Origin of the sequence: Enterobacter sp. PL1 (assembly GCF_945957325.1) — a bacterium.
Classification (GTDB): Bacteria; Pseudomonadota; Gammaproteobacteria; order Enterobacterales; family Enterobacteriaceae; genus Enterobacter; species Enterobacter roggenkampii.
Genome location: NZ_CAMFKT010000017.1, coordinates 56,724 through 70,385 on the forward strand (window position 1 = coordinate 56,724; position 13,662 = coordinate 70,385).

The window sequence follows — 13,662 nt, forward strand, 5'->3', positions numbered from 1 at the left end:
TTTGTCCAAGTTTGTGCAAATTTATTTTTTATTACCCATAAATATCAATAACTTGATAACTCAATCATTTGACGGTTTTGTCGACCGGGTAAGGCGTAGCCGCCACCCGGCTTTCACTTTCAGGTTATCCTTAAGGCAAATTCAGCGGTCATCTTCCAGGCTTATCCTTTTTATTCATAAGGATGCCTGACATGAAACGTTTCTTTCTCTCCCTCTTCTCAAGCCCGGAATCCTTACTGCAGGTGATGAGTCAGCAGGAAATTATTGAAGCCGTGGAAGATGGCGACCGCATCATTATCGACCAGGACGGGAACGCCTCGGTGAACTACAAGAGCAACGAGGTGCGGCAGGACTTTCTGCGTCACGTTAACGCGCTGAAGAGGGCCTGATATGGGAACGGCGATATTTATGGTGCTGATGGTCTGCGGGTACTGGTACACCAGCCGCGACCTGTCGACCCGCTTTAAAATCAAGCGTTCCTTTGGTTGGGACGTCTATTTTCTCGTTGCGCTTTACGGCTGTATTTTTGTTCTGCAGGGGGTGATTGCTACGGGGCTGCTCTGGCTGCTGCTGCTCACCCTTTCCGCCGCCAACAACGCCTTCCACTTTGCCTCACCAAAATACACCGACTGGCAAATCGACTTTATGAACTGGAGTTTTTTAGGCATTCAGGCGCCGGTGGTGGTGATGCTGGCGTTTGCCATTCTGTTTTGCCTCTACCGCTCTAACTGGGCAGGCAGCGCCAGGCTGGATGGCGAGAGTCGGAAAAAGCTCTACAAACGGCTTGCGCAGGCGAGCGGGATTGAACAACTGCTCTATCAGTGTATGGAGCAAGGCGAGCTGGCGCAGGTCACGCTCCGCTCGAGGCGGATTTACGTGGGTATGATCCACACCGCGACGCTGGAATATGAAAAAACGGCCAATATCGTGCTGATCCCAATGTTGAGCGGGTACCGGGATGCGAAGACGATGAACCTGCGCATCGAGAATAATTACAGCCGGTGGTATGCGGAGCATGACATTACGCTCGACTCGGAACCCCGCAGCGCCATGTCATTCCGCAAGGTGATTTTACTCAATCAGATTGAGAGCATCTCGCTGTTCGATCCCGCCAGCGCCAGCGCGCTGTCGCTGGCACAGCGGGACGAGAGCCCTGGCCCTAAAGAGACATCCCCATAATTCTGAGTATGCTCTGCTGTGAGGCTGTTTCAAAAAGGACGTTCTTAATGCAGAGCATGCCCTGCTTCTGGTAGAACCGGTACGCTCCTGCGTTCTGCTCAAGCACTTCCAGCCAGAGAGAGTCCTTTCCCCTGCTTCGGGCCATGTCGATAATTTTATTGAACATGTCCTGACCATAGTGCTTGCCGGTCTCGGCAGGATCGAGGTAGAGCTTGTTGAGGAGAACGCCCCTCTTGTCCGTTTCAGGAAGCATGGCGTCCCAGGTCACTTTCATAAATCCCACAGGCCGATCGGTTTCTGCCACAAACCAGGAAACATGGCTCTCGGTCAGGCTCTGCTCAATGACGGAAGGGGCATACTCGGCGTCCAGAAAAGCCTTCATCTCCGCATCTGATACCCAGAGATGCTGAAAATGCGCGGGATAGATACGATATCCCAACTCGCTTAATAGCGTTGAATCGGCCCCGGTGGCCTGTCGAATTCGAAGCGTCATGGAAGGTATCCCGCGTAATCACCCGCGTTGAGCATGTTGATAGAGATCCCAGCGGTTGCCGTACATATCTTCAAACACCACCACCGTACCGTACTCTTCCTCACGCGGTTCTTCGCAGAAATGAACGCCTTTTGCCTTCATGGCATGGTAATCGCGCCAAAAATCATCCGTCTGAAGGAACAGGAAAACTCTGCCGCCGCATTGATTACCGATAAAACCTTCCTGCCTCTCATTAGACGCACGAGCCAGCAAAATGTTGCAGTCGCTTTCCGGATTGGGCGAGACGACCACCCAGCGTTTACCCGGTTGCGGCGTATCCTCTACGAGGGTAAACCCCAGCTTGTCTGTGTAGTACTCAATGGCGCGATCGTAGTCATCAACCACAATAGCCACGCAGCCGAGGCATCGTTTCTGTGTTCTCATTTCCGTTACCTTTACTCTAAATGGTTATGCTCAGCGCTTTTCCACTGAATACGCGCACATAAAAACAGCGATCGCATGCGTAACCCGACGAGCAATTTCTTCATCAGATAAGCTTTTTCTGGCGCCAAGCTTTATCTCAAGGCTTGTCATCCCGAGCCACAACCCGGCCAGGTCGTCAGCCGCTTCGCGCGGGGAGCACGCGATCAGTAAGCCCTTTTCAACGGCTTCACCGATAATTGTCTCCAGCATCTGCTGCGCCCTGCCGGGACCTGCCGCATAAAAACGCGCGGGTAACTCCGGATGACGAATAGCGGCGGAGGCAATTAAGCGGTCCCAGCCCGTCAGCTCGCGCTGGTTGATGAAGCGGACAAAACGGTTGCCAAACGCGGTTAAGACCTCGGTCAACGACAGATGATGCCGCTCGGAAAAATCACTGTCACTGATGGTCAGATCCGATTCCTTACGGAGTACGGCCTCAACAAGCAGGTCTTTATCCGCGAAATTGGCATAAAGCGTGGCTTTTGCCACCCCGGCAACGCGGGCAATTTCTTCCGTCGTGACATCGAGGCCTTTCTCGAGAAACAGGCTTCTTGCGGCCTGCAGTATCGCCTGCTCCTTTGACGGATCTTTTGGGCGGCCTTTCTGCCGAACCTTTTCTCTCATCGTTTACGACCTGACAAAAGCATGCTCATCATGAGCCCCCCGATAACGGTTATGTGTTCAAGCGCGATATGAAACTCCTGGGTGCGCTGGGGCTCGCTAAATTTCCAGAATGGATGCCCCACCGGAATGGTGAGTAATGTAAACACAATCAGCATTGCCGATCCAATCCATCCGTAGCCGGCAAAATTCGAAATCACCAGAGCAGAGCCTACAAGCTGACAGAGAATGGTGCCTGTCGCGAATAAGACGGGCCAGGGGAGACCCACATCCACCATTTCCAGCACAATCTCTCCAAAGTTGAACAACCCATAAAAGCCTGCCATCCAGAAGAAAAAGGTCAATAAAATTCTTGAAAGACAGAGTGTTGTGATAGATGACGTGATTTTTGACACTGAATTATCTCTTTGATCATTTAAAAGACTGGCTAGTCTACTTATTAATTAACAGACCGACAAGTCTGATAAGTGCGATCACCGCCCTGACACTCCAAAACGGGTGGGTGAACATCAGTGTGAGAACGCGCTAGTCTGCCTCTGGTGAATGGATGGTGAGCGATGAAGACATATGGAAATTATTTTGATGCGCCACGGCGAACCCGAATACAGGGGCGCCGGAAAGGTGTCGTACAGGGAAATGGTGGGATGGATCGACAGCTATAACCGCTCTTCAACGGGCCGCGACAGACCTTCGGAGATGGCTCAAATCCTCGCGTACCGCGCACTGACGTTTCTCAGCAGCCCTCTCCCGCGAGCCCTTTCATCGTTGAAAACGCTGGGGTGTGAACCGGGCTTAATTGATGAGGTTTTTCGGGAAGCAGAGCTGCCGGTGTTCCGTATTCCGGGGTTCCGGCTATCGCCTTTTTACTGGGCAGCGCTGTTTCGCGTTCTTTGGCTCTGCGGCCTGTCTGGCGAGTCAGAGCGCGTAAGCGCCGCAAAAGAACGTGCAGTTAAGGCGGCAGAAATCCTGGTGAATGTAGCGAAGGACTCTGACGGCCCCGTCTTGCTAATGGGGCACGGGGTCATCAACCGGTTCATTGCAAAAGAACTGATCGCATCAGGCTGGAAAGAACAGACTCGTCCGGGTAAGGGGTACTGGGGAGCGGGGGTTTACAGCATGGTATAGCGGCACATGCTGAGGCCGAGGATTGTTCATCCTCGGCGCACGCCAGCCGACTGTTATTCGCAAATGCTGAATGCACCTGTCAGCCTTCGTCTGGAGGACTAAGGGGATCCTCGCTAGCCCCCGATTAAGTCTGCCAGCGCCCTCTTCAACGACGCGATGACCTCATCCGTCTCCATGCCCATCTGCGCATGAATAATGGCGCCGTCAATGAGCAGCATGATTTCATTGACGACGCGCTCATCCGCGATGGTCGTCAGAGACGCAATAATATTCTTTGTTTCGATTTTATGATCGCGGCATATCGCTTTTATTTCGCTTTCAATATCTTCGGATTTGGCTTCGGCGCTGGCATTAATAAACGCACAGCCGTGGAAATCAGGCGAAATAAACCATTCATAAAGGGTAGCCGATAGAGCGTCCGCAGGCGTCTGGCCTTCAACGAGATGTCGACGAAGCGTGGCCTCAAACCAGTTAATCCATATTTCATGTCGATAGTGTAAATAGGCGAGAATAAGCAAGCTCTTACTCGGAAAATGGCGATAAAACGTCACCTTCGTCACTTTCGCCTCTTTAATCAGCGTATCCACCCCCGTCGCCCTGAAGCCCGTGGAATAAAACAGATCGTGCGCCGTGAGTAATATTTTATCCCGGACGCTAATTTTTGTTTCGTTGCCTGCGTGTTCGGTTTTCATTTTTTCGACAGCCTCAAAAAGGGTGTTGACAGCGTTATTTTTCAGGCATAGATTACCCCAAGTAGACAGACCTGTCTACACAAAATCACACTGAGGTAACCGCCATGAACACACGTCCTCCTTTACCGCCCTTCACCCGTGAAAGCGCCATCGAAAAAGTCAGGCTGGCAGAAGATGGCTGGAACAGTCGCGACCCGGCGAAAGTCGCGCTGGCCTATACGCTGGATACCCAATGGCGCAACCGTGCAGAGTTCGCCACCAACCGTGAAGAGGCCCGGGCGTTTCTCGAAAGGAAATGGAAAAAAGAGCTGGATTATCGTCTGATTAAAGAGCTGTGGGCCTTTACGGATAACCGCATCGCGGTCCGCTATGCCTATGAATGGCATGATGATTCAGGCAACTGGTTCCGTTCGTACGGCAACGAGAACTGGGAATTCGACCCAGACGGCTTGATGAAGCGTCGTTTTGCCTGCGTAAATGATATGCCGATAAAAGAATCCGAGCGACTGTTCCACTGGCCGCTGGGCAGACGCCCGGACGATCACCCGTCGCTGAGCGATCTGGGCTTATAAGATTTCTACATCACTCCGGGGCGCCCCGGAGTGATGCGTTTAGAGTGCGCCCAGCTGTTTCATCAGCGTCATGTTGTCCTCAATATGCCAGTTCGCTGCAATTTTACCGTCACGGATTTCATAGATATCCGTGGCGATAAAATCTATTTTCTGCCCCTTTCCTTTCAGCCTGCCAAATGTCCCGGTGAATGTGCCGTAAAAATGTAAATGTGAGACTACGCGGTCGCCTGAAATAATCATCTGCTCAACGTCGCAGCGCAAATCGGGCACGGCCGTGCGAAACGCCCGCGAGGCTAAAATAGCGCCTTCCGGCCCCTGCTTACGGCCTTCCGGCGGTGTTTTATCAACAAAGTTTGCCGCCAGGGCATCACGCGCCAGAGTTTCATTACCGGTGTTCCAGAACGTGGCATATTCTCTGGCAACGGCTTCATTCGTCTTTAATTGCACCAGGGGCAGGCTCTTGTCCACAATCAGCTGTTTCGGCTGTACCCTTTCCCCCTGCGCGGAAATAGCATTGCCCGACAGACCAGCAAAAATAAGCGCCGCGATAGCGGGACGAAAGCACGTCGTATATTTCATGATGTCTCTCTACAGAATGTTACGTTACCCGCAGACGATACCCTGCGGATCACATTAATGAGGGGTCAGTTAATTAACGCCCCGCCCGCAATATCAATGACCGACCCGGTGACAAAGGGGTTGTCCATGGCGAAAAGATACCCTTGTGCGATGTCCTGCGCCCTTCCCCAGGCTTTGGCTGGCAGGGTTTCCGCCGCGCCTGCGAGCATTTTTTCCCGCGCGGCGGCGTCCATCCCCGCATACGCTTCCGTGTCGGTCAGCCCCGGACTCACGACGTTGACGCGCAGCGGGGAAAGCTCTTTCGCCAGTACCTTTGTCGCGGCCTCAATGGCGGCATTCATCGTTGTTTTTACGATGGCGCCCGCCACGGTGCGGCGCGCCACAAACCCGCTGGTGAAGGTCAGCGTACCGCGGGGGGCGATGTTCCCGCTGAGATAGCGGGCGACATTGAGGCTTCCCCAGAATTTTGTATCAAAGGCATGTCTTGCCGCACGGAGATCCAGTCCGGAAAGCAGCCCACCCGGCGCCTGTGAGCCCGCAGTGACGACAATATTATTGACCTCGCCCAGCGTTTCACTGAGCGCAACAAGCTCTGCCTCACGGCTGATATCGAGCACGAGAGTGCTAACAGACGCGGCATGAGCGCTCAGTCGTTGACGTGCAGCGTCCAGTTTCGCGCTGTCGCGCCCAGCAAGCATAATCTCCTCGCCGCGCCCGGCAAGCAGGGTGCCCACGGCGAAACCGATGCCGGAAGCGCCGCCGATAATTAAGGTTTTACGGGTCATAACGTTTCCTCCTCCAGGGTGTACGTTGGGTAATCGGTATATCCCGTCGCGGTCCCGCCAAACAGCGTGGCGGGGTCGCACACCTGGGCCAGCGGCAAGCGGTGGGCCAGCCGGTGAGGTAAATCCGGGTTGGCAATAAACGGTCGTCCGAAGGCAATCAAATCGGCATAGCCCGCCGCCAGAATTTCTTCGGCTTTGGCAAGGTCATAGTTGCCCGCGACGATCAGCGTTCCGCTGAAGGTCTCGCGAAGGGATTGACGGAAACGCTCGGGTATCTGCGGCGCGTCGTCCCAGTCGGCTTCCGCCAGGTGGATGAACGCAATCCCTTTTTGTTCGCACCAGGCCGCAAGCGCGAGTATGGCTTCAGAGACCTGCGGGTCGTTCATCCCGCGCTGGGTAATAAACGGCGAAAGACGGATGCCCGTACGTTCGTGACCAATGGCTTCGGCAATCGCGCTTAACACGTCCTGGGCGAAGCGGATCCGGTTAGCCACCGTACCGCCGTACTCGTCCGTGCGTTTGTTGGAGGTTTGGCGCAGGAACTGGTCGATCAGATAGCCGTTTCCGCCGTGGACCTCCACGCCATCAAACCCGGCCTGAACGGCATTCAAAGCGGCCTGGCGATAGTCCGCGACGATGTTCTGAATGTCCTTGCGTGAGAGCGTTCTCGGCTGCGGGCAGTCAACCATCTGGCCTTCCCCACGCTCATTCACCACCCACACCTGCGCGTCCGGAGCCAGCGCTGACGGGGCGACGGGCTGACCATCCTGGTGAAAACTGGCGTGCGACATTCGCCCAACGTGCCAGAGCTGAGAAAAAATGACGCCGCCCGCCTGATGCACGGCGCCTGTGGTGAGCTGCCATCCTGAAACCTGCTCCGGCGAATGGATGCCGGGCGTCCAGGAGTATCCCTGACCCTGAGGCGAGATCTGCGTGGCTTCGGTGATGATTAACCCCGCGCTGGCCCGCTGCCGGTAATACTCCGCCATCAGCGCGGAGGGAATGTTGCCCGGCTGAAGGGAGCGCGCGCGGGTCATCGGCGCCATGACGATACGATTTTTCAGGTCCAGCGACCCCAGCCTGTAGCGTTCAAAGAGTGAAGCAGGTTTCATGTTTTCATCCCTTATGGTTTGGATGAAATCACTTTACAGTCGGCATCTGATTTTGATAATTACGCTAAAAATAGATGCACTTTTCGGAAAAGATGAATAATGGGTAAACTCGAAGACATGGCCTTACTGGTGGCAGTTGCCGAGGCCGGGAGTCTTTCCGCCGCCGGACGTCGCCTGTCGCTTTCTCCTGCCACGATGACCGCCAGGCTGAAGGCAATTGAGGAGCGTTACCAGACGCGCCTGTTTCATCGCTCAACGCGATCCCTCACCCTGACCCGCGCAGGCGAAGAGTTTTATCACGCCGCGCTGCGCGTGCTGGAAGAGGTGCACCACGCCGAGTCGCTGCTGACGCAAAAAGAGGGCGTGCTCAGCGGCAATATTCGCCTTTCCGCGCCCTCGGACTTTGGCAGACAGTATCTCAGCCCCGCCGTCATTGAATTTTCGCGTCACCATCCTGCCGTCAAATTTTACATCTCGCTAAAAGAACACGTTGAGGATCTGGTCGCTAACCGGCTGGATATGAGCGTGCGCTTCGGCAATTTGCCGGACAGCAGCCTTGTCGTCAGAAACATCCGCCCGAACCGTCGGGTGCTGGTTGCCTCCGGGGCGTATCTTAACGACCACGGTATCCCCGCCACGTTTGCCGATCTAGCCCGGCACCGGTGCCTGGCGCTGGAGTCTCAGGGCGTGGTGATGAACGAATGGCGCTTTGAACATGAGGGAGAGGAAAGCGTTGTTCGCGTCGAGCCCGCCATGGTGTGCGACGACGGGGCATTGCTTCGTCAGTGGGCCCTGGGCGGAGCGGGCATCGCCGGGAAATCGTGGTGGGACGTCAAAGACGACGTTGACGCCGGAAGACTCACGGTGCTGTTTGCCGACAGCTTCACCGGCTTTAGCCGCTACGATCGCAAAGATGTCGGGCTGCAGCTTGTTTACCCGCAGCGCAAGCTGCAGCCGCTTCAGGTTACGGCGTTCAGCCAGTTTTTTCTCGACTGGCTTAAAAAACATTAACGTAAAAAACAGTGATACACTTACTCCACCTGGCCGATTGTCCCGTCTTCACGACGTAAAACAGCACAACAGTAACCAAAGTACAAAATGGTCACTCGTTGCCAACCCTGGCTCGTCACGCTAAGCTTACATAATGACTAAAACTATGAACGCCCCATCAATACGTGGTCCACTTGACCATTCTGTCAGAGAGCAAATCGTCGAAGCGGCCTTTGAGCACTTCGGCCATTACGGCTATGAAAAAACCACCGTCGCCGAGCTGGCGAAATCTATCGGTTTTTCAAAATCCTACATTTATAAGTTCTTCGATTCCAAGCAGGCTATCGGCGAAGTGATCTGCGCTAACCGCCTGGAGCTGATCATGGCGGCCGTGCTTTCCGCCATTGAGGATGCGCCGTCAGCCAGCGAAAAACTCCGCCGTCTTTTTAAGTCGCTCACCGAGGCCGGCAGCGAGCTATTTTTCCACGATCGCAAGCTCTACGACATCGCCGCCGTCGCGTCACGGGAGAAGTGGCCTTCGACGGAAAGGTATACCGAAAGCCTCCTGAAGCTGATTGAGACCATCATTATCGAAGGCAGACAGGCTGGAGAGTTCGAAAGGAAGACGCCGCTGGACGAGGTCACCTGTGCCGTTTACATGGTGATGTGCCCTTACATTAACCCCGTTCAGCTGCAGTACAACCTTGAAACTGCCCCAACGGCGGCGGTACTTCTCTCCTCACTGATTTTAAGAAGCCTGGCCCCCTGATTAGTGACCATTGACTTTATTGGTCACTAATCACAGAATGCGGAAACTGTCCTGTTACTTCAAAAGGGTTTCCCATGCTCAGGCTCACTTCTGCCCGCCTTGCCATATGTCTTCTGCCGTTTGCCCTCGCGGCATGCGGCGATATTTCCGCGAGTGACGATCCGCGCACCAGGCCTCCGCTTGTCAGATCCGCCTCCGTCGAGAGGGCGAATCCAGCCGCTCGCACCTTTACGGGCGTGGTGGTGGCAAGAACGCAAAGCGACCTGGGCTTCAGGGTTCAGGGTAAAATCCTCGAACGCCTGGTGGATACCGGGCAGACCGTCAAACAGGGCCAGCCCTTGCTGCGTCTGGATCCGGTTGACCTGAAATTACAGGCTCAGGCGCAGCAGCGCGCGGTGGATGCTGCCCAGGCGCGGGCGAGAAAAGCCACCAGCGATGAGGCGCGTTATCGCGGTCTGGTGGCGTCCGGCGCGGTGTCCGCCGCGGAGTACGATCAGATTAAAGCGGCGGCCGATACGGCCAGGGCGGATCTCAGCGCCGCCCGGGCGCAGGCCAACGTGGCGCAAAACGCCACGGGCTATGCCGTCCTGCTGGCGGATTCAGACGGCGTGGTGATGGAGACGCTTGCCGAACCCGGTCAGGTGGTCAGCGCCGGACAGGTGGCGATCCGCCTTGCCAGAGCGGGGCAGCGCGAAGCGCTCGTGCAGCTTCCGGAGACGCTGCGCCCTGCCGTCGGCAGCGAAGCACGGGCCACGCTTTATGGCCGTGAACAACACCCGGTCACCGCCACGTTGCGCCTGCTGTCTGACTCCGCGGATGCCACAACCCGGACGTATGAAGCACGCTACGTGCTGGCAGGCCAGCTGGCGAACGCGCCGCTGGGGGCGACCGTCACGCTCAGCCTTGAAGACCCGAAAGCGGAAGGTCAGGCCATGCAGGTCCCGCTGGCCTCACTCTACGATGCGGGTAAAGGGCCCGGCGTCTGGCGCATTTCCGCCCAGCCGGCAAAGGTCACATGGACGCCGGTTACGGTGCTGAGCGTGGGCGAAGATGCGGTCCAGGTCACGGGCGGCGTGAAGCCCGGGGAGAAGATCGTTGCGTTAGGCGCCCATCTTCTGCACGAAGGTGAAGTTGTCAGGCTGGCAGAACAGCGCCATGCCGCTCCGGCGGAGAACGCGCCATGAGCCAAAGCCGCTTCAACCTGTCAGCGCTGGCCGTCCGCGAGCGTTCCGTCACGCTGTTTCTGATCGTTCTGGTGACGATTGCCGGTATTTACGCCTTTTTTGGACTGGGACGCGCGGAAGATCCGCCCTTCACCGTGAAGCAGATGACGGCGATTGCCGTCTGGCCGGGTGCGACCGCGCAGGAGATCCAGGATCAGGTCGCGGAGCCGCTGGAAAAGCGCCTGCAGGAACTCAAATGGTATGACCGTACCGAAACCTATACCCGTCCCGGCATGGCGTATATCACCCTGTCGTTGCAGGACAAGACCCCGCCAGCCGAAGTGCAGGAGGAGTTCTATCAGGCGCGTAAAAAGCTTGGAGATGAATCCCAGCGTCTCCCGGCGGGCGTCATCGGCCCGATGATCAATGACGAATTCTCGGATGTCACCTTTGCCCTCTTTGCTCTGAAAGCAAAAGGCGAACCGCAGCGGCAGCTGGTACGCGATGCCGAAGGCCTGCGCCAGCAGCTTCTGCACGTTCCAGGGGTCAAAAAAGTGAACATCATCGGTGAACAGGCCGAGCGGATTTATATCGCCTTCTCCCATGACCGTCTGGCGACGATGGGCCTCTCACCGCAGGATATTTTCAATGCTCTCAACGGCCAGAATGCCCTGGCCGCGGCGGGTGCCATTGAGACCCGGGGCGCGCAGATTTTTATCCGCCTGGACGGCGCGTTCGATGAACTGCAGAAAATCCGCGATACGCCTTTAGTCGCTCAGGGCAAAACGCTCACGCTGTCGGACGTGGCAACGGTTGAACGAGGCTATGAAGATCCCCCGACGATGCTGATACGCAATCAGCATGAACCCGCCCTGCTGCTGGGCGTTGTCATGCGTGAGGGCTGGAACGGCCTGGCGCTGGGTAAAGCGCTGGATGCGGAGACGGCGAAAATCAACGATAGCCTGCCGCTTGGCATGACCCTGACCAAAGTCACCGACCAGTCCGTGAATATCCGCTCCTCGGTCGATGAGTTTATGATCAAATTCTTCGTCGCCCTGCTTGTGGTCATGGTGGTCTGTTTTGTCAGCATGGGCTGGCGCGTGGGGGGGGTGGTTGCGGCGGCGGTGCCGCTGACGCTGGCGGTCGTTTTCGTGGTGATGGAGGCCGCGGGAATAAACTTTGACCGCGTCACGCTGGGCTCCCTGATCCTCGCCCTCGGCCTGCTGGTTGACGATGCGATTATCGCCATCGAAATGATGGTGGTGAAGATGGAGGAAGGTTACGACAGAATCAAAGCCTCGGCCTACGCCTGGAGCCACACCGCCGCGCCGATGCTGGCCGGTACCCTGGTGACGGCGATTGGCTTTATGCCGAATGGGTTTGCCCAGTCGACCGCCGGGGAATACACCAGCAATATGTTCTGGATTGTCGGCCTCGCCCTGATTGCCTCATGGTTTGTGGCGGTGGTGTTCACGCCGTATCTGGGGGTGAAGATCCTGCCGGCGATCCCCAAAGTGGAAGGGGGCCATGCCGCCATCTATAACACGCCTCGCTATAACCGCTTTCGCCAGCTGCTTGGCCGCGTTATCGCCAGAAAGTGGCGCGTGGCCGGGTCCGTGGTCGCCATTTTCATTCTGGCCGTGCTCGGCATGGGGCTGGTAAAAAAACAGTTCTTCCCGACCTCCGATCGCCCGGAAGTGCTGGTTGAAGTGCAGATGCCCTATGGCACCTCGGTTGCGCAAACCAGCGCCGCTACCGCAAAAATAGAAGCGTGGCTGGGCAAGCAGCCGGAAGCCAAAATCGTCACGGCCTATATTGGTCAGGGCTCGCCCCGTTTCTATCTGGCAATGGCCCCCGAGCTGCCCGATCCCTCTTTTGCGAAAATCGTGATCCTGACGGACAGCGAGACGTCACGCGAGGCGCTCAAGTTCAGGCTCAGGGAGGCCGTCGCCAGCGGCCTTGCGCCCGAAGCCCGCGTGCGGGTGTCGCAGCTGGTGTTTGGCCCCTACTCGCCTTTCCCGGTTGCCTGGCGCGTGTCGGGGCCGAACGTCAAACAGGTGCAGGACATCGCCGAACGGGTGAAAGCCGTGCTTCAGGCAAGCCCGATGATGCGAACCGTTAACACCGACTGGGGCTCGCGCGTTCCGGTGCTCCATTTCACTCTCGATCAGAACCGCCTGCAGGCAACCGGCTTGACCTCCAGCGCCGTTGCCGGGCAGCTTCAGTTCCTGCTCTCCGGCGTGCCTGTCACCTCCGTGCGGGAAGATATTCGATCGGTAGACGTCGTTGCCCGCGCGGCGGGTGATATCCGCCTTGACCCGGCAAAAATCGAAGGCTTTACCCTGGTCGGCAATGCGGGACAGCGCGTGCCGCTGTCTCAAATTGGCAAGATAGAGGTCGGCATGGAAGACCCGATCCTGCGCCGCCGCGATCGCACCCCCACGATTACCGTACGGGGCGATATCGCCGACAATCTTCAGCCGCCGGACGTGTCGGTCGCCATCATGAAAGAGCTCCAGCCGATCGTTGATTCGCTGCCGGCTGGCTACCGCATTGACATGGCGGGGTCGATTGAGGAGTCGGGTAAAGCCACGCAGGCCATGTTACCGCTGTTCCCGATCATGATTGCCCTGACGCTGCTGATCATCATTTTGCAGGTGCGCTCACTCTCCGCGATGGTCATGGTGTTCTTAACCGCGCCGCTGGGGCTGATTGGCGTCGTGCCGACCCTGCTGATATTTAATCAGCCGTTTGGCATCAACGCGCTGGTCGGCCTGATCGCCCTCTCCGGCATTCTGATGCGCAATACGCTGATCCTGATCGGCCAAATCGATCATAACCAGAAGGACGGCCTCGATCCGTTCCAGGCGGTGGTCGAGGCGACGGTCCAGCGCGCACGCCCGGTCTTACTGACCGCCATGGCGGCCGTGCTGGCGTTCATTCCCCTGACGCATTCGGTGTTCTGGGGCACGCTGGCCTGGACGCTGATCGGCGGAACGCTGGGCGGGACGATCATTACGCTCGTCTTCCTGCCCGCGATGTATGCGATCTGGTTCCGGATCCGCCCGGTTGAACAACGCGTGCAGCATGCCACGGAAAACGTGTAAACTACCATCAGTA

General features: G+C 56.8%; 16 protein-coding genes. 8 read left to right on the forward strand and 8 right to left on the reverse strand.

Going from position 1 to position 13,662, the window contains the following annotated elements; all coding sequences use genetic code 11:
• The first annotated feature begins 191 nt into the window (after window positions 1-191).
• Window positions 192-389, forward strand: a complete 198-nt coding sequence (locus N6P30_RS15965) for a hypothetical protein (protein WP_008502331.1) — start codon at window positions 192-194, stop codon at window positions 387-389.
• Between the two features lies 1 nt (window position 390).
• Window positions 391-1,179: a hypothetical protein gene (locus N6P30_RS15970; protein ID WP_008502332.1), complete on the forward strand. Its 789-nt coding sequence runs from the start codon at window positions 391-393 to the stop codon at window positions 1,177-1,179.
• Here N6P30_RS15970 and N6P30_RS15975 read toward each other — a convergent pair.
• Genes N6P30_RS15975 through N6P30_RS15990 form a run of 4 tightly spaced genes read right to left on the reverse strand, consistent with a single transcriptional unit; the run spans window position 1,160 to window position 3,150 of the window.
• Entirely contained in the window at window positions 1,160-1,672 is a 513-nt protein-coding gene (locus N6P30_RS15975; RefSeq protein ID WP_023292496.1) for a GNAT family N-acetyltransferase, read from the reverse strand. The genes N6P30_RS15970 and N6P30_RS15975 overlap by 20 nt on opposite strands.
• A gap of 18 nt (window positions 1,673-1,690) precedes the next feature.
• Window positions 1,691-2,095, reverse strand: coding sequence for a VOC family protein (locus tag N6P30_RS15980; RefSeq protein WP_008502334.1), 405 nt, complete (start codon window positions 2,093-2,095; stop codon window positions 1,691-1,693).
• A 30-nt stretch (window positions 2,096-2,125) separates the two neighbouring features.
• Window positions 2,126-2,758 carry a TetR/AcrR family transcriptional regulator gene (locus N6P30_RS15985; protein ID WP_021241367.1) on the reverse strand — a complete coding sequence of 211 codons (633 nt, stop codon included), beginning with the start codon at window positions 2,756-2,758 and terminating at the stop codon, window positions 2,126-2,128.
• Entirely contained in the window at window positions 2,755-3,150 is a 396-nt protein-coding gene (locus tag N6P30_RS15990; protein ID WP_023292497.1) for a DoxX family protein, read from the reverse strand. Before N6P30_RS15990 ends, N6P30_RS15985 begins: the two co-directional genes overlap by 4 nt.
• 172 nt (window positions 3,151-3,322) lie before the next feature.
• Here N6P30_RS15990 and N6P30_RS15995 point away from each other — a divergent pair, with 172 nt between their 5' ends.
• Window positions 3,323-3,880, forward strand: coding sequence for a histidine phosphatase family protein (locus tag N6P30_RS15995; protein ID WP_021241365.1), 558 nt, complete (start codon window positions 3,323-3,325; stop codon window positions 3,878-3,880).
• 113 nt (window positions 3,881-3,993) lie between these two features.
• Here the strand turns inward: N6P30_RS15995 and N6P30_RS16000 are convergent, their stop codons facing one another.
• Window positions 3,994-4,572: a TetR/AcrR family transcriptional regulator gene (locus tag N6P30_RS16000; RefSeq protein WP_023292499.1), complete on the reverse strand. Its 579-nt coding sequence runs from the start codon at window positions 4,570-4,572 to the stop codon at window positions 3,994-3,996.
• A 104-nt stretch (window positions 4,573-4,676) separates the two neighbouring features.
• Here N6P30_RS16000 and N6P30_RS16005 point away from each other — a divergent pair, with 104 nt between their 5' ends.
• Window positions 4,677-5,144, forward strand: a complete 468-nt coding sequence (locus N6P30_RS16005) for a DUF1348 family protein (RefSeq protein ID WP_021241363.1) — start codon at window positions 4,677-4,679, stop codon at window positions 5,142-5,144.
• 39 nt (window positions 5,145-5,183) lie between these two features.
• Here the strand turns inward: N6P30_RS16005 and N6P30_RS16010 are convergent, their stop codons facing one another.
• From N6P30_RS16010 to N6P30_RS16020, 3 genes are all read right to left on the reverse strand, one after another.
• Window positions 5,184-5,723 (reverse strand): ester cyclase, encoded by a 540-nt coding sequence (locus N6P30_RS16010; RefSeq protein ID WP_023292500.1) that lies wholly within the window; start codon window positions 5,721-5,723, stop codon window positions 5,184-5,186.
• Between the two features lie 65 nt (window positions 5,724-5,788).
• The gene (locus N6P30_RS16015; protein WP_023292501.1) at window positions 5,789-6,508 is read right to left on the reverse strand and encodes an SDR family oxidoreductase; all 720 of its coding nucleotides are present in this window, start codon (window positions 6,506-6,508) and stop codon (window positions 5,789-5,791) included.
• Window positions 6,505-7,620 (reverse strand): alkene reductase, encoded by a 1,116-nt coding sequence (locus N6P30_RS16020; protein WP_023292502.1) that lies wholly within the window; start codon window positions 7,618-7,620, stop codon window positions 6,505-6,507. The genes N6P30_RS16015 and N6P30_RS16020 overlap by 4 nt, the downstream gene beginning before the upstream one ends.
• Before the next feature lie 99 nt (window positions 7,621-7,719).
• On the opposite strand from N6P30_RS16020, the gene N6P30_RS16025 reads away from it, so the two are divergent.
• From N6P30_RS16025 to N6P30_RS16040, 4 genes are all read left to right on the forward strand, one after another.
• On the forward strand, window positions 7,720-8,631 hold the full coding sequence (locus N6P30_RS16025) for a LysR family transcriptional regulator (protein ID WP_023292503.1): 912 nt from the start codon (window positions 7,720-7,722) through the stop codon (window positions 8,629-8,631).
• Window positions 8,632-8,764: 133 nt separating this feature from the next.
• Window positions 8,765-9,379, forward strand: a complete 615-nt coding sequence (locus N6P30_RS16030) for a TetR/AcrR family transcriptional regulator (protein WP_032622997.1) — start codon at window positions 8,765-8,767, stop codon at window positions 9,377-9,379.
• Between the two features lie 74 nt (window positions 9,380-9,453).
• Entirely contained in the window at window positions 9,454-10,563 is a 1,110-nt protein-coding gene (locus N6P30_RS16035) for an efflux RND transporter periplasmic adaptor subunit (protein ID WP_023292505.1), read from the forward strand.
• Window positions 10,560-13,649: an efflux RND transporter permease subunit gene (locus N6P30_RS16040; protein WP_023292506.1), complete on the forward strand. Its 3,090-nt coding sequence runs from the start codon at window positions 10,560-10,562 to the stop codon at window positions 13,647-13,649. The genes N6P30_RS16035 and N6P30_RS16040 overlap by 4 nt, the downstream gene beginning before the upstream one ends.
• Window positions 13,650-13,662 lie beyond the last annotated feature (13 nt).